14 protein-coding genes are annotated in these 23,269 nt (G+C 43.4%); 3 read left to right on the top strand and 11 right to left on the bottom strand.

The genetic code is table 11. The annotated features are described in order from the left end of the window. Positions 1 to 7,614, bottom strand: a 7,614-nt coding sequence (locus QT327_RS19215) for a CshA/CshB family fibrillar adhesin-related protein (RefSeq protein WP_289553754.1), incomplete at its 3' end; no start/stop codon positions are given. 711 nt (positions 7,615 to 8,325) lie between these two features. Between QT327_RS19215 and QT327_RS19210 the strand changes: the two genes are divergently transcribed. Then, complete coding sequence (locus QT327_RS19210) at positions 8,326 to 11,364, top strand: ligand-binding sensor domain-containing protein (protein WP_289553753.1); 3,039 nt, start codon at positions 8,326 to 8,328, stop codon at positions 11,362 to 11,364. On the opposite strand, the gene QT327_RS19205 is transcribed toward QT327_RS19210, so the two are convergent. The 4 genes from QT327_RS19205 to QT327_RS19190 form a co-directional block, all read right to left on the bottom strand. Beyond that, the gene (locus QT327_RS19205) at positions 11,329 to 11,958 is read right to left on the bottom strand and encodes a response regulator (protein ID WP_289553752.1); all 630 of its coding nucleotides are present in this window, start codon (positions 11,956 to 11,958) and stop codon (positions 11,329 to 11,331) included. The genes QT327_RS19210 and QT327_RS19205 overlap by 36 nt on opposite strands. A gap of 704 nt (positions 11,959 to 12,662) precedes the next feature. After that, complete coding sequence (locus tag QT327_RS19200) at positions 12,663 to 13,139, bottom strand: MEKHLA domain-containing protein (RefSeq protein WP_289553751.1); 477 nt, start codon at positions 13,137 to 13,139, stop codon at positions 12,663 to 12,665. Positions 13,140 to 13,143: 4 nt separating this feature from the next. Next, the gene (locus QT327_RS19195) at positions 13,144 to 14,871 is read right to left on the bottom strand and encodes a thiamine pyrophosphate-dependent enzyme (protein ID WP_289553750.1); all 1,728 of its coding nucleotides are present in this window, start codon (positions 14,869 to 14,871) and stop codon (positions 13,144 to 13,146) included. 464 nt (positions 14,872 to 15,335) lie between these two features. Further along, entirely contained in the window at positions 15,336 to 15,569 is a 234-nt protein-coding gene (locus QT327_RS19190; protein WP_289553749.1) for a hypothetical protein, read from the bottom strand. Positions 15,570 to 15,918: 349 nt separating this feature from the next. Here QT327_RS19190 and QT327_RS19185 point away from each other — a divergent pair, with 349 nt between their 5' ends. Further along, complete coding sequence (locus QT327_RS19185) at positions 15,919 to 17,760, top strand: FG-GAP-like repeat-containing protein (protein WP_289553748.1); 1,842 nt, start codon at positions 15,919 to 15,921, stop codon at positions 17,758 to 17,760. A 586-nt stretch (positions 17,761 to 18,346) separates the two neighbouring features. On the opposite strand, the gene QT327_RS19180 is transcribed toward QT327_RS19185, so the two are convergent. The 3 genes from QT327_RS19180 to QT327_RS19170 form a co-directional block, all read right to left on the bottom strand. Next, positions 18,347 to 18,754 (bottom strand): winged helix-turn-helix transcriptional regulator, encoded by a 408-nt coding sequence (locus QT327_RS19180; RefSeq protein ID WP_013665423.1) that lies wholly within the window; start codon positions 18,752 to 18,754, stop codon positions 18,347 to 18,349. Between the two features lie 59 nt (positions 18,755 to 18,813). Further along, positions 18,814 to 19,674, bottom strand: coding sequence for an SDR family oxidoreductase (locus tag QT327_RS19175; RefSeq protein WP_289553746.1), 861 nt, complete (start codon positions 19,672 to 19,674; stop codon positions 18,814 to 18,816). Positions 19,675 to 19,735: 61 nt separating this feature from the next. Further along, a complete protein-coding gene (locus QT327_RS19170; RefSeq protein ID WP_289553745.1) occupies positions 19,736 to 20,200 on the bottom strand; it encodes a BLUF domain-containing protein in 465 nt (154 codons plus the stop codon). A 168-nt stretch (positions 20,201 to 20,368) separates the two neighbouring features. On the opposite strand from QT327_RS19170, the gene QT327_RS19165 reads away from it, so the two are divergent. Continuing rightward, a complete protein-coding gene (locus tag QT327_RS19165; RefSeq protein WP_289553744.1) occupies positions 20,369 to 20,824 on the top strand; it encodes a PA2169 family four-helix-bundle protein in 456 nt (151 codons plus the stop codon). A 57-nt stretch (positions 20,825 to 20,881) separates the two neighbouring features. Here the strand turns inward: QT327_RS19165 and QT327_RS19160 are convergent, their stop codons facing one another. From QT327_RS19160 to QT327_RS19150, 3 genes are all read right to left on the bottom strand, one after another. Then, positions 20,882 to 21,067, bottom strand: coding sequence for a CsbD family protein (locus QT327_RS19160; RefSeq protein ID WP_130856317.1), 186 nt, complete (start codon positions 21,065 to 21,067; stop codon positions 20,882 to 20,884). A 65-nt stretch (positions 21,068 to 21,132) separates the two neighbouring features. Then, on the bottom strand, positions 21,133 to 22,209 hold the full coding sequence (locus tag QT327_RS19155; protein ID WP_289553743.1) for an AI-2E family transporter: 1,077 nt from the start codon (positions 22,207 to 22,209) through the stop codon (positions 21,133 to 21,135). 339 nt (positions 22,210 to 22,548) lie between these two features. Next, positions 22,549 to 23,226, bottom strand: a complete 678-nt coding sequence (locus QT327_RS19150) for a potassium channel family protein (protein WP_289553742.1) — start codon at positions 23,224 to 23,226, stop codon at positions 22,549 to 22,551. Positions 23,227 to 23,269: the final 43 nt, after the last annotated feature.

Below are 23,269 nucleotides of genomic sequence, written 5' to 3'. Positions count from 1 at the left end.
ACCCGCTTCGCTGGTCTGTTTAACCGTCACAATGTCCGCCTGCGAAACGTAATTTAAGACTACATCGTCGAAAGCAACACACGTTCCATTGGTAACAGTCCAACGCAGGGTAACGCTTGTGTTTGCATCTAATGAAATAGTAGCATTTGGATTCGTGCTATCAGAGATTGCGACCGATGGCGTACCGCTTACGACTGTCCATTCGCCGGTTCCAAGAGTGGGCGCAGTTGCATTTAACGTAAATGCTCCACTGTTATACTGAACTTGATCGTCACCGGCAAATGCCGTTGGCATTTCATCAACTGTAATCGTAAAACTCTGCTCACTAGCACAGCTTGCAGTTACCTCGGGTAGATAACTAAAGTTCCCTGTAAAATTAGACGCTATCCAGCTCTTATTCGTTGGTGTACCGTTTGACGAGACTTGATAGGTCTCTGTCAATACAACAACACTAACATCACCAGCAACAGCATCTGCAAGTGGAACCGCACCTGCTACGCGTAAATTGACAGTTTGTGCAGGATCACCATTACCCAAGAACGATGATACATACAAAACCTTTAATGTTCGATTATTGATGATCATAATCCGGCCGGTATTAGCTATCCCGGCATGTGGTCCTTGATTGGCTAATCTTACTCCAAAATCAAGCATGACTTCCGTACCAAAGCATTCGCCTGTTGCATTTAAAGCTACATCGCCAATAATGGACATATACGTTTGCTGATCTTCTATAGGATCCGTTGCATTATACGTGACATTCGCTACATCGGTTCCGTTCCAGAAACCATTATTATAAGCTCTTGGATAAATAAATTGTGAACGGCCCATTAACTGTGTCAATTTCGCTTGATTCATCTTCGCGCTAGTTGAGACACTCACTTCTCCCGCACAATTGGCCATTTCCTCCATCCGATCATATATATACAAGGTTCTCGTACCAACCTCCGTATACTCATCGCCCGGCAGGTATTTAGTACCACCTCCATTAACCTCGGTATAATAAGCCTCGTTACCCGTTAAATTCGTTCCTTCTATTTCCGGTAAAATAATCGGACCGCAATTCGCTAGATTGTCTTGTGGCGTGATTACCGGGGAAGCAACTACCGTCAGGATGACGGGGGTACGCGTAAAGCTATTACAAGTACCATTGAAGGCCTCAGCGTAATAAATAATCGTGCCTACTTTATCTAAAATTGGATCACCTACGACATTTCCGCCAGTTGGTGCATCATACCACACAACGGAAGATCCATCTGAAGTTGTAGCGGTAGCTCTTAAGGGCTCGCTTAAATCAGCTTCACATACCACTTGGGAACCTCCACTCGTTGGCGCATTCGGGATTTGAGGCGCTTCATTGATCGTAAAGGCCGTCGGCTCGCTAACACAACCATTCGCGTCTCTAATCCAAACCTGGTAATCACCTGGCGCTAAGCCAATAAAAACGTTCGAGGTAGACCATAGGCCGTTTGTGATAGAGTATTCGGCACCCGGATATTTTGGCATTTCTATTGTTCCAGTCAATTCATCACAACTAGGCTGTGTAATTGTTACGGCTGGTGCCTGAGGCAATGCATCTATCGTCACCTCCGTTGCTTGACTTACACAATTCGTTATAATATTTCTGGCAGTCACCTGATAAGTACCAGGATTCACATTGACAAACAGTGGGTCCGTTTGGTAGGTGCTACCATCGATACTATACTCAAAGTCGGCACCAAGAGGGGACAAAACTTCTATACTTCCGACACCACTTAGACAGGTCGGTTGGCCCACGCGTAATTCAGGCTGACCGATTAATGTTACTTCAACCGGTGCAATGGAACTACAACCAGTTGCCGGGTTCGTGCCCATAATATAATAAGTACCCGAAACAGCAATCGCTTCAGGACTTGCTAAAGGCGAAGTTGCCAGCGAATCAGTAAAATAAGTATAGGTTAAACCAGCTGTACTGCCTTGCGTCACGGCATTAGCGGTTATATCTACCGTTCCCGGTAAGCAAACTGCCGCCGGATCTGTAATAACGAGTACAGGTGGTTCATTGATCGTCACCTTAAACGATTTCTCGTCAAAGCAGTTCTGCGCTACTTCCGGTAAAAATTTATATCCAGATTTGAAATTTGATAAGGTCCAGTTCTTAATGCCTACGTGGTAGGTCTCAACCACAATCATGATGCTAATGTTTCCGGCAAGCACATCTGCCACTGGCACCACACCTTCCACATGAGCTTGAAACGTTGTTCCAGCAGCGGGACTCATTGGCATTCCGCCGTTGAACAAACGGGTGTTTGTCGCTGTATTAATAATAGAAAAATAACCAATACCACCAAAGCCGTTAGTAGGACCATTATTTGTTACGGTCACATCGGCCGAAATAAGCACATCTGTACCAAAACAATTATCGGTATCAGCAATGTTTACTTTACCGATGATTGCCGGATAAGTCTGTCCGTCGACAATTGGGTCTGCTGCACTGTAGTTAATGGTTTGTGTAGCCGTTCCACTCCAGAATGCCGGATTTATCGCCCGCGGATACTGCATCACCGTATTTTGGTTAACCATCTGATCGAAATCAACTTTAGGGTAACCCGTATTAGCTACCACGCTTAAGCTTCCCGCACAATTTTCTACGCGTCCGCTTTCATCGTATACATACAGCGTTGTTGTACCCACCGTAGCCAGCTGATCGCCCGGCAGGTATTTTGTTCCGCCGGCATTTGGTTCAGTATAATATGCTTGATTTCGGGATAAGCCTGTGCCAATAATTTCCGGTAAGGTAAACACTTCACATACGGCAACATCCTCAATCTCATCAAGCACCGGAGACGCCGTAATACTCAATGTTACAGGCGTTCTGGTTGTGCTGGTACAGGTACCATTATCCGCTGCTGCGAAATAAGTAATTGTACCAACCGTATCCAGACTTGGATCTGTTACTACATTTCCACCTACCGGTGCGTCATACCAAATAAGCTGTGTTCCATCCGGTGCGGTGGCCGTCGCCGTTAATTTATCCGTAATATCCGAAATACAGGCTTGTTGGTTTCCACCGCTGGTAGGTGCCGCCGGTGCTTCGTTGATGGTAAGCTCAAAGCTGCGTTCGGCAGCACAAGCCTGTGTACTTTCCGGCAAGAACTGGTATGAAGCGCGGAAGTTAGAAAGCAACCAATTTTTACTGCTCGTTTGAAAGGTCTCAACCGCAATCAATACAGCAATATTACCCGCAAGCACGTCAGCAACCGGAACAACCCCAGACACGGTAGGCGTCATGGTCGCATTAACCGGAAAATTGGCCCTTAGACCGACTTGATATAAAACCTGGTTGGTTGCCTTGTTAAAAATTGCTAATCTTCCGGAATAGCCGGCGCCATTTCCTGGCCCCTGGTTGGTTATCGTTACCTGCGCTTGGATGTTCACCTCAGTTCCGAAGCAGTCGGCGGTATTGCCTACCGACACATCCCCCACAACGCCTAAATACGTTTGTGGGCCACTACCTACCGGCGTACCTGGATTATCATATCGAATCTGTTGACTAGCCGTTCCCTGGAAGAAGGCTGGGTTAACGGCTCCAGTATACTGAAAATGCGTATTATCATCAAACAGATTGTCAATAACGTAGTCTGTATTCGTGGCTACCGCCAGGCTACCTTGGCAATTAGCAAGTGCCTCACTTTGATCAAAAATGTAGATGCTAGAAGTGCCCGGTGTGCTGATAAGGTCTCCGGCAAGGTACTTGGTTCCCCCGCCATTTGGTGCGGTATAATAAGCTTCGTTGCCGCTTAAGTGCTCACCTACGATGGTAGGCAATTCGAACGGCCCACAAGAAACGATATCTTGCACTTCCTCTAATATTGGTGTTGCTGTTATATTTAGGGTCACCGGTGTCCGGCTACTTACACAACTTCCATCATCTGCCGCTGCGTAGAAAGTAACCGTTCCAACAGTACTTAAACTTGGATCAGCCACCACATTTCCACCTGTCGGTGCATCGTACCAAATGAGCTGTATGTCGGCCGGAACCGTAGCTGAGGCTGTCAATTTCCCGCCATTCAGGTCGGCCAAGCAGGCCTGTAGGTTACCGCCACTTATAGGTGCAGGAAGAGCGCAAGGGTTAAGGCAGAACGCGGTAGGATCGTTGTTTTCCGATGTTTCTGGATTATCACTAAGGACTGTTATTCCCCCTACTTTAATCGTTGCTTGGTTCGTATAGCAAGTGCCATAAGCCGCATTATCCGCAACTTTCAAGGATACCCTAAACCTAAGCGGTTCACCCCCACTTGCAGGAGCGGGTGGCACCGTAATTCCGGAAATACGTAGGGTATTTCCATTAATGCTGACCGTCCCACCACCCGGAGTAGCCGGATTAACCGTGTTTGGCACCCAGCTTAGATCGGTTGAAGTCAAAATATCTTCAAATTCGTAGGTCATCGGCAGCATCTGGCTGTTATAGATGCTGAACTCAAATTCCACTACATCACCAGGTTTCAACCCTTCTGTCGGCATCAATATTTTTTTCTCCAAACGTGTAGGGAAACAAGCAGTGGCATCAAAACCGGGATAGGGTGTTACGGCTACAACGTTAACAAAGGCTCCATTTGCTGGATTATAACGATATAATCGCTCTGCCCCATTAGCAGGTGAACCGCTATTGGTAAAGAAATACACTCTACCCAATACGTCGTTCCATGCCCCACCAGCACCCACATTGGCAGGAAGCGTGCCGGAAGTTGGCGTTACAGCTTGCTGATTACCATTATTCGGATTAGTACGAATAAGCACATTTCCCGCAAGTCCATATAACATCCCATCGTAAGGAGAAAATGCCAAATCTGCAGGAACATAATTGCCACTCAGTTTTACGGTGGTATAAGTCATGGTAGTTAAATCCACCGTAACCAAGTACCTATTTGTAGCAACGTTAGTGGTGACCATACCGTAAAATTTATTGTTAAGCCCCACTACACCCGGTGCTAAGTTAACAATACCTCCATTTGCATTAACAGCTGCATTTGTTGTCCACCTAGGTAATCCAGGTGCCTGTCCAGGAACCGGAGTAGGTGCCCCTAACCTTCTCACAGTACCCTTTGCATCAAATTGCACGATGTCACCAGCAGTTAAGGACGGCACCGTTCCGACGGCATATCCATATATCAAATTATCCTCAAAATTAAAGCCGATTCCATTATACTGATCCGCTATTGAGGGTGTAATCGTAGCATGTACCGTGTTCGGGTTACCGGCATCCACAATAGAAAGAATTGATGGTACCGTTCCACCTGTGGTACTTACCAAATAAGCTGATCCATTACACTCAAATGGGATGGGACAATTACTTCCCAGCGTAATACCCGCCGAAGGTGCTGACATACAACCGCTTGCTAACACACCACTCACCGTGAACACACCCAATTGACCGGTAGTTGGTTGGTAACTCACTCCAGTCGCACCAGCCAATAATTCGCCGTCCATATACCATTGATAGCTTACCCAAGCCGGATCAGGATTTTTTACTTCTATTACGGCATCTGGAAGACAAGTCGCTAAAGGATTCTGAAAGCCAATTGTTGGCGGATTGTAGACCATCTTAAAACCATCGAAAACCAAATAAGATTGTCCGGTGGGTCCTGAATAAGCCACCATGTATATGCGGTCATATACTTCCGTAGAGGTAAAACTAAAACTGTATTCTTTCCAGGTTGGATTCGTCGATGATATAGCATTATTAATCATGGGCGAATCACCCAACGGATGCGCAGTAGTAAAATCCGCCTCACCAGGTTTTACTCCATAAAATTTAAAGTATCCGGGGGCGGTATAAGGGTTATTAACCAAATAACCAGCCGAGAAGGTAAAAGTATAGGTACCAGCCGGTAATGGTGCAATTAGGGTGTTTTGAAAATCTTCAAAGCCTAAATTTGGTGCTCCTCCATGCATCCCTCCCCATGCTAGGCCATCTGAACCGGCAGGCAGATTGGTACTTGCCAGCCAACTAGTGGCTGGACGGGGGGATACACAACCTTTCGCGGGGTCATTAACCAACAGTTGTCCGCCCGTCTGATTCGGGGCAGGGAGACTAGTTTTCCAAGATACAGCATAAGCTAAGGTACCAGCGGCACTCAAATTTGGACATTGCGTATAATTCTCTAAACTGCCATTGGCAAAATAGTTAACGTATGGGTTACAAGCCGGGTCATCGCAGTCAGCCAGGCCGTTGCCATCGTCGTCAATGCCGTTACCGCAGATTTCAACTGGTTCAACGATTGTTAACAAATAATCCTCTGTTTCGCCATTATCCACAGATCCATTCGGATTAGCCACTGTTAAATTCGGCGAGGTTGAAATTCTAAATCGAGCATACGTTGGTCCTGCTGTCAGGCCACTTAGTCCGGTCCAGTTGAGCGTTGCAGTAGTTGCGCCATTCGCCACCGTAGCGGCAGCTCCCTCCGTTTCCTCGAACGTACCGTTCTTATTGAAATCTACCCATCCCACCAAGTACGCCGTTGATCCACTCGAATTTTCTACAATCGCGTCTGTGCTGTACGAAGTAGCATTTGTAGGGAGCGGTTCAAAAACAATTCCATCCTCATCATCCTGGCCATCCAAATCGTCCGCATCGGCATTGGTACCTAAACTGGTAAAGCTTGAAGGGTCAAAGTCACCCGATAGGGCACCCAATTTTGGCGTACTGGCAGGAGCTACCGTGCCCGGCGAGATCAACCGACCTCCAGTAGGCGGGTTCACGATGTAAACCGTACTTCCCGCAGCTGGTCCTGGATTAGAGCCGCCGGTTATTGAAGGGGTAATATTATGGGAGGCGATGCCGTAACTCGTCGGTGCATCTCCGCGTTCCGCATAGGTCATCACCCCTAAAGCCATAGCCGTCTGTCCGCCTCCCTTCACAGCTGCATTAATAGTTAACGGTGCTGTATCGCTTGTCGCCGATTTTTGTGTATAAAGTATGGCTACATTGTCATAACATGATATACGAGCGGTTTGGTTATTATTAGAAAAAGTGATTTGTCTTTCCGTTTGCGGACTAAATGCGCCCGCCTCTAATAACCGCCAGGCCTCTCCATTCGTTGTGGCTTGAGAAAATTCATTATTCGGCTCTATAAGATCGGTCTCGCCATTCCCAAATACCAAACCAATATTTGCGGGTTGCCCATTGAAGGTCGCATATGCACGTAGCCGAAAATTTGATTGTACACCTACCGCGCTAATAGCATTCGTTAAGGTATTGGATCCTTGCAAGCCTCCAATATTATACATGTCATCCATTCGATCCAACGTAAAACTGCCAGGTCGATATCCTCTTATGGGATTTGTCAATTGATCAATGACAACAGTAATATCGACACCATTTGCGGTAAACTGATAAGTTCTTGTTTCACCCGCATTCATGTTCAGACCAGTAAAGTCGAACCAATAAATACTATTTCGGTATTTGCCTGTTCCTCCAGTAGCCTGCTTCATTTGCGTTTGGGCGAATACTTGGGCAGCATACAATGATAGTCCAAAGAGGATCAGTGATATTACCAATAGCTTAACGCGCCCAAGCATTAAACCCAACTTACCTAGTAAAAGTGTTAAAGGAAAGGTAGTGCTTTTATTCATGTCCTTACAATTGCGTTAGAATTCTTGTATCAGTTGCTGAAAACCGGCAACTGTTAATAAGCTTTTTATATAGTAGATATGTATGAAAAAGGGACCCCATTGATTTACGGCTTGACGCCGGTCATCTAAGCCCTATTGCTCCACGAAGTGATTATGAAGTAAATTAGAGTAGAGCTTCTGTCCATAGATATCGTTTAATTAATTATTTATGTAAATTCATGTAGTTACTTCGTTTATATTCACAAATTAGTACACACATTTTTTCTCAAAATTCACCAATCAACAAGGCTTCAACAATAAGGGTTTTCCTATCAGCTCATCGTATTTTTACTATACGACGATCATATTTTTCCTAGGCGCGCGCCGTTCGACTTTTGAAGCGAGCAGTATGTAAATCATTAAAAAAAAAGGCATCATTAGCTTAGGAACGACCATTTTAAGCGTAGGGCGTATGGGAAAGGTTGACGACAGTAATCGATTAGGCACTATTTGCCTATCGTAATTTTACTATAAGCAGCCTAGTAAAATTACGATAGCAAACCTAAAGGAAAAACGATATAAATTTTACAAAAAACCAGCTACACCCTGAAAAACAGCTATTTACACACAATAATTAATAAAATACAGAGAAAAGAGGTCCATGAAAAGCACAAGGAGAAACGAATCTTACTATCTTCACCGACGGTTACTGGTCATTTATACATTTACTATTTGCGTATTTTATACAAGAAACGAATGGGGCGGGCATTTATTTATCTTTTCAGCTACCTGCTGTGGAATATGTTCTTTCATTCCGTCAGTGGCATGACAGGGGAACATATTGTCACTAGAATTACCGACGAGGCCGGTTTACCCCAAAACAGCATTAAAGGTATCGCACCGGATAATCTTGGTTTTATCTGGATCCTTACGGAGAGCGGAGCAGTTCGATATGATGGCAAGCGTTTTAAGGCTACCGAAAGTCTAAATAGCACCTTGCAATCTAAGCGGATGTTCAGCTTTCACGCCGGCACCAAAGAAAGTGGAATTCTCTGGGCACAGACGTCCACTGAGCAAATGGTGTGTCTGCGAAATGGCAAAGCTATCGCGCAAGGTTGGACGGCCCGGGACTTTCTAAAAAAAACCTTTATAGGCGGTAAAGCAACCTTTTCCCGGGGTTTGCCTACACGCTATAAAGAGCTTGACACCCGTGAAGTTATCCTCGGTGAAGTAGGAGGAAACAGCTTTTTATTAAAAAAGGACACCCTATCATATTATCCCGCTAATTCCAGCTTAGCACTTGTTTCTATCCCCTATCCCTCATACCGTATTGAAAACACGTTCTACCATGACAAGAAACTGTACCATCTAAAGGATGTCCGCAAAGCGGACCTTATTGAAAGCGACGGGGATATCTCCGAATGTTCCATTAAAGGCGACCTTATGGACGAAGCTCCCGATGCCGATTTCAAGTTATTCTACAACAGCGGTACCAAAGAAACTTTTATCTATTGCAGACGTAGTTTGTACTTGTTGGAACCCGTCAATGGGGAGCTATCCAGCACCCGTATTCTTTATGACTTCAGCTTCGAAGAAAACGGTATTGTGATTGCCCATTATCAAAAAGACAACGATCAACTCTTTTTAGGAAGTGCATCAAAAGGCCTATTCATTATCCAAAATAAAAGGTTTAGCACCAAACAAACCAGTAACGGTGCCGACAATGAAGTTTACTATTTACAAACGATCCTACCGGATGGATCGATACTCGCTGATGAGGGAAATGTGTTTCATTTGGACGGAGAACACAGTAAGCTAGACCTTTTATCGCGCATCAAAGAGCATGGCCGCCTCATTGGGCCGAACGGTCAATTATGGGTGTTAACAGAAGATAGCCTACTCATGCTCACGTCCAATGGCAAGAAGCTCCTCTCCTCGCGGGCAAATCCGGAAAAGGGACGGGTTATCTATCAAGATGCGACCGGGAATATCTGGTTTGGCAGCCTCGACGGGACCCTCTATCAATGGGATTTAAAGAGCAGCCGCTTTGTGGCTAAAGGCGAGTTGGAACATGAGATCACTTGGATTGAGCAAGCAAACGACGATAACTTATGGCTTGGCAGTTCCGATGGCTTATTTCTTGTTGAGCGAAATGGCACCGTCATACGTCACGAGGGTCTAGCAGGACGCTATATCCGGTGCCTCTATAAAGACCAGGACAAGCGTCTCTGGATCTGTACCTTTCAACACGGACTGTTTCTCTTAAGCAAGCAGAAGTTCACACACTTTCCCTTAGATAAACACCATTATATCGCCACTGCACATTGTATATTGGAAGACAAAAAAGGCTACCTCTGGATAAGCACTAACAAAGGGCTTTTCCAAGCCGATAAAGAGCAATTATTAGCGTACGCGGAAAATTCAGCGAACATACCGGATTATTTTTATTACGACAAAAGAGCAGGTTTTGCCACAAACGAATTTAATGGCGGTTGCCAGCCCTGTGCCCTCCAGCTGCCCAATGGACTTTTTTCGTTTCCAAGCTTGGATGGCTTAATCTGGTTTGATCCCGAAACCATTCAACCCCGGTATCCGCAAGGACCTGTTATTATAGACGAGATCAGCTTAGATGGCGCGCCTATTCCGATAACAGAGCGGGTTTCGCTACCACGCTATTTTTCTCGATTGGACATTACCCTATCAACTCCCTTCTTTGGCTCGCAGGAAGACGTGAAGCTTGAATATATAATCGATAAAGAACACGAAGAAACGGCCCAATGGCTAAGCTTCTCTACCGATGAAAACAGCATTTCCATTAATAATCTTCCCTTTGGCGAACATCTGATACAAGTTCGCCTCAAAAGCGGAGAATCGAGTCATGAATTTATCTATACCAGCCTTAAGCTATACGTCGAACCCGCATTCCATGAAACCTGGTTATTTAAGGCAATGCTTTTTCTTGTCGGACTTGGCATCATTTGGTTCGGTTTCTTTATGAAATCAAAATTTGTTATGAAACAGAATCAAACCTTGAAACAGCTCGTGTCTGAACGCAGTTATGAGCTGCGAAAACAGAGTGAGTTACAAAAACGACTATCCGCCTCTATTACACACGATGTAAAGGCCCCTCTTAACTATGTTGTTTTAACGCTTCAAGGGATTTATAAACAGCTTAAACTAGAAAAAAATCATCTATCCGATGACGTGGAGAATATTTATGATGTAACGAAGCAGATTACTCAGTACTGTAATAAGATTTCGCAGTTTTATAAAGCAACCTTTACCGACAAAGAAATCGAGTTGCATGAAGCGAATTTACACCACATTGTGGACGAGCAGATTAAGGTCTTTAAACACCTAGCTTCACAACGCAATACCACCATCATTAATTCAGTGCCGTGCGATTTAAACATCCGTACCCATGCCGACATCCTGGCAATTATATTACATAATCTATTGGATAATGCTACAAAACATACGCGGAATGGAATAATTGCTATCCATGCCGGTGTTTCTAAACAAGGAAAACTTTACATTACGATAAAAGACGATGGTGTTGGGATCAGTCCGCGAGAATTACAGCATTTCAATGAAAAAGACACCCTTGAACCCGGTGCCGATCCCTTCAGCCAAGGCTTAGGCATCACCTTGGTGAAGGATTGGATCCGTATGCTGGGAGGCAAAGTGTATATCCATAGCACGTTGGGAAAAGGAACAATAGTAACCCTCACCTTCTCAGCTCAGGCTATGCACCTTAAAAGCGTTCAGTAAATCCGCGGTGTTACGAACACCTAGTTTTTCGTAAATCTTGGTTTTGTAAGTCGAAATGGTAGAAGTATGCAACAGTAATGAATTGGCTATTTCACTAATGCCCATTCCTTTTACCAATAATTGGCAAACCTCCATTTCTCTGTCAGAAAGCTGATCCAAGGGATTATAAGCCGCATTAAAATTTTGTTGCAGTAAGTATTCCCTTAAGCGATTGCCTAGATATTTTCCGCCTCTAAAAACCGTATTCAATGCTTCTTTGATGTGTTCTTCTCCCTTGTCCTTTTGCAGGTATCCATCCGCGCCAGCTTGTAAATATTTTAAGCCATATGTCATTTCATCAAATGCAGAAAACACTAAGATACGTGCTCTGTGTTGTTTTTCCTTAATTGTTTTCACAATTCGGAGATTATTACCCCCGGGGATATTGATATCGAGTAAAACAATATCTACCGGTTGCCTCGAAAAAATGTTCATCAACTCTTCCGTATCTTCAGCAAAGGAAATCAAGGTGCCGGGCATCCACTCCAGGATAAAATACTTCAGACCTAGTCGAACAGCCGTGTGATCATCGGCAATAGCTACATGTAATGGCATAGTTTAAGATGATAAATAAGAATTAAGTCGAAAAACTCTGTGTTTTGTAGCACACCTTGGCTACTTTAGCCAATCTTTGCTATAAGAATCATCCTAAATCGAAAGGTAAAATTTTGTCCATAAAAAAGTTTTTAAAAAGATTATAAATAAAAAAATACTCATTCGTCTTACAAAAAAACAATTTAGCTGGGTTGATACTGCTAAAATAGGATATAATTTAAACATCGGGATTGTTCACTCCGTTCAGTTTATTAAGGACTTTAAACTCCTTTTATACACATAGCAATAATTTTCTATGCCGGCGAGATTACTGATGACTGGCGGTACTAGTTGCATTGGATTGTATCGGTCGAACGTTATTGTTCTTCTTGATTTGCACATTAGCAAGGATATTCGAAAACTGCTATGTGTTTATTTTGTTCCGCTTATTATTCGATATCAATTTCCTAGTCCCTGACACTATCTATAAAAAGCGTCCTCAACTTGGGTGGTTAAGGACGCTGACATTATGCGATAAAAAGGGGATACGATTCGTGACAATGGTAAAATAGAGATGGAACAGGCTCAACCATTGCAATCTTCATAGCCTATATAATTTACATAAGTTAATATTAACTTAAGCCAAACTTACATTAATATTCACATTTATTTATCGAAAGTTTTCTAGTTCAGCATAGAAATTATACTATCCCCCTATAGTAAACTTAAATGGGGTACCATTCAGGCCGTTTACGGGCATCCGTCCAAAAGAGCGCAGCTTGGCCCCATGAATTTTGTGCTTCATCAACGAGTTGCCAAACAATGCCATCATATATTTGGAATACATGTCCATATTTGTCAATACGCGGGCCTGCATAATTATAAGCAATGCCATTTTTCGTAACGGCTTGCAGCAATCTTTCCCGCTCCTCGCGATCCTGCTCAGCAGCACTTTGATAAGAAGGCAAGCCTATTATTTCCGCTTCGGTATATTTGAAGCAAGATAAGGCATAGCTATTTGCATAAATAAATCGGGGTGGTGTTTCGGCTTTATGCGCGAGGATGCTAAAGGGTGCTTCCGCATGTAACCATTGGTATTTATCTGAAACATTATCCGGAAAAGGGAGTGGCGTGCCATTCAGAGCAGCAAAGCAGCGATCGATTTCCTTGAGCAACGTAAAAATGTGTATTATATCCGTCATGATTTTAAAGATTATTAAGTCGAGGATTATTACCTAGCACCTGCAAAGGATCCACAGGCACCTCTATTAACAAAGATCGGTTTTTTCCTTCACCTATTTTTGCAAGGATATCGTCCAAATTCGATAAATCTGACTGCAGTTTAACCGCCTCCCAATGACAAGCTTCTGCTAGCTGACAATAGTTGATCCTCGTCACACGGGCGTGGTAATGATCGTCCGGCGTATCCGGCAATAGTTGTTGCAAGCCCTGTTCAACAATGGATAACGTTTCATTATTCAGCAGAAAAACCACTAAACCGAGCGACGACACCTCTCCTAAAGAACCCGCGAACAGCCGAAAACAGCCGTCGCCCGTAAATAGCACGGTCGTAGCATTCGGCTTGGCCATTTTCGCTCCTATAGCAGCGCCAAACGCACCGCCCATGGCCGATCCACGATAAAGCGAGAAGAAACGAGCGTTTTCATTCGGCCGTTGCGTCACGTACTGCCGGTCTTTATAAGCCAGGCAGACATCGTCAAAAGCGATTGTCTCCTGTGGCCACCGAGCGTTCAAACGAAGAAACAGATCTGCCATATCTACGTAACCTGCTCTGGGTTTCGGAATGGGTTTCGTATTTAAATTAAAAGGAGCAATAGCGGCAGGTACATTAGGAAAAGGTACATTTTCAGCATCCATTATTAGCGCATTAACAAAAGCATCGAGCGGACCTTGCACCTGATGGTACACACCATCGACCATATGTTGTAAACTGTTGCCAACTAAACCGTAAGCGTCCGCTATTCCATTGACAAAGAATGTTTCCGATGCGTGGATTCGAGACAGATTGGTCGTATATTCATCAGGGCACGCCCCTAATAGTAAAAGAACATCGTCCTGCCCCAACGCTTTAAATGCCTCAATCGCGCGGTCATTTCCACCAAACGAGATATAGCCAAATCCATAAGGATTGGACGAACTTACCGCGTTGGCGCCATTAATGGTCCAAACCGTTGTTGCTTTTAAGGACTCACTCAAACTGCTTGTTAAATCTGCACCGTTGTCGTATCGAGCCATCTCTTCGCCGACTAGGATCGTCAAGTGTTTCCCGAAACAGGCTTCTCTTAAAGTCGCAATAAAGGTTGAAAAATCAGTCGCATGTTCGCTTAAATGTTCTTCACTTAAAGGGAAAATATCGGAAACTTCACCATTCAGTGCTGTATTATCCAAAACCAGCACGACCGGCTTCGAGCAGTCAAGCTGTCGCTTTGCTAGCGTCAATTGTTCCGGCATATTAAAACGATTGTCGAGTACAAAAACGGAATCAGGTAATTCAGCTTTCAGCTGTTCGACCATATTACTACCATAAATAGAAGTATCCTGTAAGGCAGAAAAACCTATGCTGTCGGTATTTGTAATCGGCACGATATAAACCGAAGGTATATTATGCAGTTTAGCATCACTAAGCCCGCATGTTAATAGTTTTGTAGCCGCTCCTGTAGTAGCAACAGCTGCTGCGATTTTACCGCTTGCTAAAAAATATCCCAGGGGTATGAAACCGGCTACATATTCGCTAACCGTGAAGAAACTTGGTTCTTCAGTTGACGGATGCTGTAGAGGGGAAAGGTGTTTAAGAAAATGGATAACCCCTCCGCCGGTCACGCCGCTGTAGGAAGTCACTCCCCAACTTTTCAGTTGGTCAAACAAAAACTCGTAGGTACTCAGCGTACCTTTTTTTTGTAATGCAATATTCATATTTCTAAATTATAAAGTGTATGTAAGCCAGTAGTATCTCTCCGATCGCCGTCCTCTTGCGTATGTAAATACGGTGAAAGGGTTCGATGTGTCACAAATTCGCAACATTATCAGTCTGTAAAACGAAATGAATTTTCAACCAGGATAATAGTATTTGCTATCCTATGCGTACCCAATCAGGCCTAAACGGTATATGATTCAAAGATTTGGCTGTAATTTAGCGCAATGATTGTGTGCCAATAATAGGAGCGAAATTTAACTTTTAAAAAATATTTACACAGAAAGGCGATTTCCTTACACATAAATACACAGTTCATTTCTTAAATTGTATAATTTAGCTTTGGTTAAAGCTGTGATCTATTATAATCCGTATAAATAATATGCCTACGCATCGAGATCTAAGGTTTCGCTGAGACAGACGATAGCACCGGCAGGAGAGAAAGTAATTTACCGGTCGTGATCAATTATTGGTAATAATTCTTGAGCAAATGGATCGATTTAAAATCCAGGATATCGGTGATATCATAAGTCGAAAGTGAGGTGGAAGCATAGGTTTCTAGATTATTCAGTTCTACTTCTTTATTAACCGGATTTTCTGTCAGGACATAACGTTCGTTCAACTGAATCAGGCTGACATCGCCTATCGTAAGGATTTCTGCCTTGAGCAGTTTTCCAAGGGATTCTAAACTTAGGGGCATAACTGTATTTCAATAAGATAGTTGGACAAAATTACGCTATTTTATTTTAAAAAAAATGACTTTTATCATGTTTTTCTTTTTAAATGAGCATCACGTCGCCTACCTAATGATTGGGCTCAGAAGATTATGTAGCGACGTCCCCTTATACAAGTTGCACATCATTTCCTAACATTTATTTATCAATTAAATAATATTTCATTTTCTTAAAAACACCTATCTTGTCGCTTTAATATTGTTCATTTATGCTTGTTTATTGTTGACGAGATCGGTATAGATTTTCAGATAGAGGCAGCGGTGGCAGTTTACATCAACGTACAAATAAGCTTACCAAAACTTAAATATTTATAGGATGAAAAAAACAGTCTTAGTCGTTGCAAGCGTGTTATGTTTAGCAGCCTGCAAACGGGTAGAAATGAACGCCCCTAATGATTCAGCTAAAGCAGCCTCCTTACAAGCGGTGCCTAATCTGGCCTTGCTCGCCAGTGGAAACCCTTTTAAAGTCTTATCCTTTAATGTCAGGCATCATGATGACAGCGATCCGCAAAGCATTGATGAGCGAAAGGGAAGTATCCGTCAGATTATTGTAGACAGTGCCCCCGACGTGTTTGGCGTACAGGAATTTTCTGACGACTCCTTCGAAACGTGGTTTAGAGCCCAAATGGCTGATCTGGGTTATAGCGAATATTACGACACAAGGATCACCGGCACACCCAAAGCCATTTTTTATAAAAATGTACGTTTTAGTCTTCAACGAAGCGGCACCTCACGATTAGGCGCCTCACCTATCATTAATACCGCTACCTGGGTGGTATTACAAGATAAAATCACCTCCAACCGATACTTTATCAGTAACAGTCATTGGCAATATGATTCGCAAGCTATACGAATTGAGAATGCAAAAGCGCTAGCGGCCCTTGTAAAGCAAGAGAATACGGATAACCTGCCGGTGATTGTGTTTGGTGATTTTAATGCAAAGCCCGGCACCACCGAAATTTTAAATCTCAAAAATGAATTGGACGTGGTAGATGCCTTGGGAGATAGCTCAGGCGACTATACCTTTCACGGCTGGGATGCTACAGGCAGTTCCAAATTAGATTGGATTATGAGCGACAGAAGCATGGCCTTCACCTCTTCACGCGTTATTACCACCAGCTATAACGGTTATTGGCCTTCCGATCATTGGCCCATCATAGCTACTTATGTCCCTTGCATCTTTGGCGGTCCGCACAACGATGTCAATGGCAAAAGCAGCAGTGCCGGTACCAACTTTTATTTTGCCGATGTAAACGGCGACGGGAAGCAGGACAAGATTTATTGGAACCCTACCTATGATAGCGGTAGGCCACAAGTATTCCTTTCCAATGGAGACGGCACTTTTGCCGTTTCAGCAATTGCGCATGCCGCCGGCGCTTCCTCCCTAAGCACTAGCCGTTATCATTATGCGGATGTGAACGGCGATGGTAAGGCCGATCAGATTTTATGGGATCCAAACTTAAATGCCGGTCACACCCGTGTTTATCTGGCGACCACGGGCGGTAATTTCAGTTCGACGGTCGTGGATAATCCCGAAGGAACGAGTGCAGGCAAGACCACTGTATTTCATTTCGCCGATGTAAATGGTGATGGCAAGGCCGATAAAATTTATTGGAACTCGACTTTCGATTCGGGTAAAACAAGAGTCTACCTTGCCACGTCGGGCGGCAACTTTAGTGGTACGGTCGTTAACGGTTCAGAAGGTGCCAGTACCACTGCTGGTACCACTTTCTATTATGCTGACGTAAACGGTGACGGCAAAGCCGATAAAATGCTATGGCATCCAAGCTTAAACGCCGGAAAAACCATGGTGTATCTCTCCGATGGTGATGGCACCTTCACAGCATCAAGCGCCTTCAGCAATTCAGGCGCCACCAGCGTTTCGGCATCCACGACCTTCTATTTTGCCGATATCAATGGTGATGGCCGGGCTGATAAAATCTATTGGCGGCCAGACCTTTATTTGGGCAAAATAAAAGCCTATTATTCAACCACCGGTAATACCTTTGATGGCCCTATTTATTCACTAAGAGGCACCTCGCAGAGCGCTAATACTAACTTTTATTATGCAGACATCACCGGCGATGGAAAAGCAGATCAAATCCGCTGGAATTATGCCGAAAATGATGGTAATTTAAGGAATTACTTCGCTAAGTAATCTTATTTTAAAAGGGGGTGTCTGTTTCCATCATGTCGTCATTACTTCGCCGCCGTTCTTCTGGTTCCCAATGACGACGATGTCAAAAAAGCAGATTATTCGTTGTTAATCTATTTTTTAGGTATTCATGAGCTTCCTTGTTCGGTTGCTTCGTCATTCTTCTACCAATGACGTGTACCTTTTTTCCGCAAAAAGGTCACCAAAACTCCTGGCTGCAACCTGCGAAGCAAGAATCAATGCCTATGGTAACAAACACATCATTGAAAATCTTCTTTCAAAGCTAGTGCTATTACTTAGCTTCTACTACCCGAAGCTTTGGAGGCCAGTTATTAGGCGGGGAACGGATATTCCCTCGAACCGATATAACAAAAAAGTCGATCAAATCGTCATTCTCCCTCACGATGACGCGTTTTTTCAGGTGTTCACCACCTTTTTGACACCTCCGTTTTTGCACGTAATAGGCGGATGTCCACTTCCACCCCATCAACCGTAATATTTCGTGTACGACCTGTACTATTTGCTAAACATGACACCTATTTGCCAAAATAGTTTTACCGCAGCTAATTTTTCCGTTTGTTGCGCATCGCTAAAGACTTTCCTGCTTTCTTCTAGGCAACTCTTCGTAGCAGTCTGTATCACCGCTCCGCTTAAATCGGTGCATTCGCCCCCAATCGCTCAAGGCATGAAATACCTGGTAAAGCGTTTCAACATATTCGGTAAGATGATATTCAATACGTAAGGGGCGCAGCTTAACGTTAATCTTCTTCTGAACAAGTCCGTGGAGTTGCAGATGTCTCAATTCTTTCGCCAGGCAATGGGCCGATATGCCGTCAACCGCATCCTGAACATCTTTAAATGTGCAAACTTCTTTTGAAAGTGCAACAATAATCCGTAGTTTCCACTTCCCGTTCAACACACACATCGTCTCTTCGAGGAAATCAAGTTTAGCGTCATCGAAATAAAACATCGATCTATCAAAGGAATCAGTAGTCATAGCCATAATTTATTTGTCCATTCAATTGCAGACAAAAAAAATTGCAATTATGCTACCAATTATCCATTAATCACTTCTCCCCCATTCACATGGATCACCTGTCCGGTTATAAAAGAAGCATCGTCCGAAGCTAAAAACACATAAGCGGGACCGAGTTCTGAAGGCTGCCCGGCACGTTTCATAGCGGTTTCACTACCAAACTCCTGAATCTTTTTCTCGTCGAATGTCGATACAATCAGCGGTGTCCATACAGGACCGGGAGCCACACCATTTACCCGGATATTCTTTTCACTCAGATTAGTAGCCAGTGATCGTGTGAAAGTTGTAATCGCACCTTTGGTCGACGAGTAGTCGATCAGCGCAGGCGAAGATCGATAAGCCGTAACCGAGGTCGTGTTGATAATGCTATCGCCCGCGGTCATGTGTTCCAATGCCGCTTCCGCAAAATAAAAGTACGCATAGATGTTCGTACGGAAGGTAATATCTAATTGCTCATCTGTGATATTCTTCACATCCTTTTGTGGAAATTGCATGCCCGCATTATTTACCAGCACGTTTAATTTGCCAAAATGCGCCACAGTCTTTTTTACGGCATCTTTACAGAATGCACTGTCTTTCACGTCGCCTTTTATTAATAGACATTTTCGCCCGGCTTCCTCTACTAACTGCTTTGTTTTCTCAGCGTCTACATCTTCATCCAGGTAAACAATAGCAACATCTGCTCCTTCCTTTGCGTAGTGAACGGCGACAGACCGCCCAATACCGCTGTCACCTCCCGTAATCAAAGCTACTTTCCCCTCCAACTTTCCTGCGGCCTTATAGGTGGGCTTTATGTATTCAGGTGCCGGGTTCATTTCCGCCTCTATTCCCGGTTGACGATGTTGCTTTTCCGGTCGATTGTTTTTTGTGTTTTCCATCATTCTGTAATCTTATACTGTTTATGAATGATTAATTAACAACCATAGGCAGGACTTGTTTACATTAGGCTCCGCTCATTGAATTGCCGTAATTCTCAAAATATATAAACTGTGACAGATATTGTTCTTTCTCTAAGTCATTTTCAGCGAAAAGCAAATCAATATCAAAAAATTCGTCAAGACTAATAATGTCGTTTTTATTTTCTTTCTTCCTATAACCAAGTCTCCAGCGGATATAATCTCGGTGCTCGCGTAGCCCCATATACAGTACAACAAGGTTGAAATGGCGGCCGTCTTTCTGAATAATCCGTACTAACTTCTCAAGCGCTTTAAAAGAGCCTTCCAATACGCCTAAAAATCTTCCCTGTAGCTTGGACGAAAATAAGCCTTCGGCATACAATAAGATTCCGGTAATATCATGAATGGGGTTATAAAAGGTTGCTTTTTGATCTATTTCTCGGAGCTGATCGACCGACAACAAAGAAGTAGCTTGGCTTGTATAGATCAATTGATAGGTTTCTTCTTTCATAAGGTTGTTTTAGTACGATAGAAGAAGAACCAAAACCATGCCGCCTTTGTGATGTCATCATTTACACGGTTTTGCGACGACACAAAACAAATTCAAAATATACCTGTTGACTTCTATGGGAACCTATATAGTACATGGCTTCCTTACATTTACTTAAAAAGAAAAACAATGGAAAACACAAAAGTTAAAGCAGAGGTATTAAACGATCTAATTGAAATTAATAATGATCGGATAGCAGGCTATGAAAGAGCCATCGAAGAGTTGGATGACGCAAATACGGATCTGGCAGCTCTTTTCCGGGATATGATTCAGGAAAGCCGTAACTATAACATGGAACTGATATCAGAAGTCCAAAAGACAGGAGCTGAAGTTGAAGAAGGTACCACGGCAAGCGGAAAAATCTATCGGGCTTGGATGGATGTAAAAGCCATGTTTACCGGAAGTGATCGCAAGTCGGTACTGGCAAGCTGCGAAGGAGGCGAAGATGCGGCACAGAAAGCGTACAAGATGGCCATTGAGGAGAGTGAACTAGCACCTGACACGCTTGCGCTTATTCAAAAACAAAAAGCAAGTTTAAAATTATCGCACGACAAAATTAAAGCTTTACGCGACAGTGAAGTATAATCTTAAAAAAGAGGCCCTATTCCGAAGAATAAGGCCTCTTCTTCTATGTGAACTAGTCTAAAGGCTGTTTAAATAGTTGACGACTTCTTCTCTCGTTTGGCCGGTCTTCTTTTGAAGCTTACCGATCAACTCTTCTTCCTGTCCTTCTGCATAGGTTAAATCGTCATCCGTTAATTCACCCCATTTCTGTTTCACTTTTCCTTTCAGCTCGTTCCACGAACCTTTTAATTTTAAATCGTCCATAACCTGTCTCCTCTTTTTGTTGTTTATTTAATAACGCCGTCCATGACTATTTGTTTGAATGAATATTATGACGCCTGTTTGGATCTGAAAAAGGACTTTTTCTTTTTCCGATCAGTGCCTATCAAATATCCGAAGGGCTGTAAGGCTGGGACGTTATCGCAAATGATTTTAATGATCCCAAGCAGAGGAATAGCCAATACCATACCCCCTATGCCCCAAATCAATTCGCCTAAAACCAATGCGATGATTGTAAATAAGGGATTAATATTCACTTGATCACCTACTACCAGAGGCTCTAGAATATAAGTTTGCACAAATTGAACCGTCAGGTAGACAATGAGCACGCCAATGATCTTATCGCTTCCGCCGCCTTGAGCAACCGTAGCTAATACCGTAAGGGAAGTTCCCGTTATATTGCCAACAAAAGGGACTATTTCAAGCACGCCACAAAGAATGGCAAAAAACAGCGCATTTTTTACACCGACAACACTAAAGCCGATGCCGTAGAGGATCCACAACATGACAATCATCAGGGCAAGCCCGGCTAAGTAATTCTTAGAAACATCGGCGGATTTATTGATGATTTTTTCGGTCTGATTCTTCTTGGTATTATCTACCAATTTAAGGATGAAGTTCTTTAATCGAGAACGATAAAGAAGAAAAAGAAAAGTATAAACCAGTACCAACAAGCTGTCTACCAAAATACTCATGGTGCCGCCGGCAAAAGACAAAATCGTACGGCTTCCTCCGCTGCTTCCGATCGACTGCTCAGCCTTATCCACCAACGCTGCTTGCTGATCCGAAGAAATACCTAAAGTTTGGTCCATCCAAGCCTTTAATTTTTCGAACAGGGCAAGCACTCGCTCCTGCATACCGGTCAGGTTTTCGGAAAAATCACTTAAACGCCAAACTAATAAGGCTATTATTGTTGCAAATGCAAGCACAATCAACAATACACCAATTAATGAGGACAGGGCTCTATTTAGTCCCCGGTCTTCCAGCCTTTTCGCTATACCAACAAACAAAGTAGCAAGCACGCCAGCCAGAGCTATGGGAACGAGAAATGGCTTTCCGACATATAATATGGCGATGACAAGTACAAGTAAGAGTAATTTATTAACTGCTAGTTGGGTTTTAATCATATTGTATTTTTTTCGGTAATCAGTTATTCAAGGCTTAAATTGTTGCTTTTATTGATAGCCATGATTTGGTAAACAAAATATAACATAAAAAGTTGTATCAATAGCTTTTGAGCTAATGTTATCGAACGTACCCGCTCCTATATCGCCAGGTAAACGACCAGGCTACAGGTGTGTGCAATTGGCCGGTTCAGTTGGCCGCTGGCCTTTGAATATTTCTTTGTTTCCTCCTAATGGAACAATCCTACCGCATAGGCGGGATCAAAGTGGGGTTACTATGATCGTCGGAAATAATGCCTTGAGAATAGCGCAATGCATCTATCTACATCGACGACTAAAAATTTATTTTATCAATTTATTGATATTGTTCAACTCCCCAAATAGCACGAGGATGTCACCTTCCTCCAAAATGGTGGTCGATTTTGCAATACCCGTCACCTCCTTAACGGTGGATGTTGTGCCTTCTACATTTCCTTTGCGCTGTTTTATAGTGGTCAATACAATCACTTTATTAGCATTGGTGAGGTCTGCTTCTCGTAAGGTTTTTCCGATATAGCGTTCAGGAACCACCGCTTCTACAATACTGTATTTTTCAGAGATTTTAAAGCTGTCAACGATGTCAACATTGTCAAGCCTCACGGCCAGGCGCTCGGCCGACTCTGTCTCTGGCCGAATATATTCGTCGATTTGCATAGCCTCCAGCACGGTTAGTTGCAGCTCCGAAACGACTCGGCCGATAATACGTTTGACTTTCAATTGTTTGAGCAGAGCGGTTGTTAACAAGGAAGCGCCTTCATCTTCGCCAATTGCTACAATAACAGCATCACTGTCATAAAGCGGAAGTGCACTTACAGCATCCCGATCGGTTGTATTGAGGCATACGGTATGCGTTATCTTTTCCTTTAGGTTTTCAACCTTCGTCATATCACGGTCCACACCTATTACTTCGTGCCCAAGCGCAGTCAGTCGAATACTTAACGCCTTTCCGAAATTACCTAATCCTAAAACTATATACTTCATTGATTGTGATTTGATTATTTATTTTAGGCATGCACACTACCTA

It is taken from the genome of Olivibacter sp. 47, from assembly GCF_030372825.1.
In the GTDB taxonomy this organism is placed as follows: Bacteria; Bacteroidota; Bacteroidia; order Sphingobacteriales; family Sphingobacteriaceae; genus Olivibacter; species Olivibacter oleidegradans.
Note: the sequence above shows the minus strand (reverse complement) of the source record. Positions and strands in the feature narration are given on the sequence as shown.

Coding starts and splice junctions, on each gene's coding strand:
- QT327_RS19205 (WP_289553752.1), bottom strand. CDS start 11,958: ATGCCATTACATGTAGCTATTGCCGATGATCACACGGCTGTTCGACTA.
- QT327_RS19200 (WP_289553751.1), bottom strand. CDS start 13,139: ATGACGGATATAATACACATTTTTACGTTGCTCAAGGAAATCGATCGC.
- QT327_RS19195 (WP_289553750.1), bottom strand. CDS start 14,871: ATGAATATTGCATTACAAAAAAAAGGTACGCTGAGTACCTACGAGTTT.
- QT327_RS19190 (WP_289553749.1), bottom strand. CDS start 15,569: ATGCCCCTAAGTTTAGAATCCCTTGGAAAACTGCTCAAGGCAGAAATC.
- QT327_RS19185 (WP_289553748.1), top strand. CDS start 15,919: ATGAAAAAAACAGTCTTAGTCGTTGCAAGCGTGTTATGTTTAGCAGCC.
- QT327_RS19180 (WP_013665423.1), bottom strand. CDS start 18,754: ATGACTACTGATTCCTTTGATAGATCGATGTTTTATTTCGATGACGCT.
- QT327_RS19175 (WP_289553746.1), bottom strand. CDS start 19,674: ATGATGGAAAACACAAAAAACAATCGACCGGAAAAGCAACATCGTCAA.
- QT327_RS19170 (WP_289553745.1), bottom strand. CDS start 20,200: ATGAAAGAAGAAACCTATCAATTGATCTATACAAGCCAAGCTACTTCT.
- QT327_RS19165 (WP_289553744.1), top strand. CDS start 20,369: ATGGAAAACACAAAAGTTAAAGCAGAGGTATTAAACGATCTAATTGAA.
- QT327_RS19160 (WP_130856317.1), bottom strand. CDS start 21,067: ATGGACGATTTAAAATTAAAAGGTTCGTGGAACGAGCTGAAAGGAAAA.
- QT327_RS19155 (WP_289553743.1), bottom strand. CDS start 22,209: ATGATTAAAACCCAACTAGCAGTTAATAAATTACTCTTACTTGTACTT.
- QT327_RS19150 (WP_289553742.1), bottom strand. CDS start 23,226: ATGAAGTATATAGTTTTAGGATTAGGTAATTTCGGAAAGGCGTTAAGT.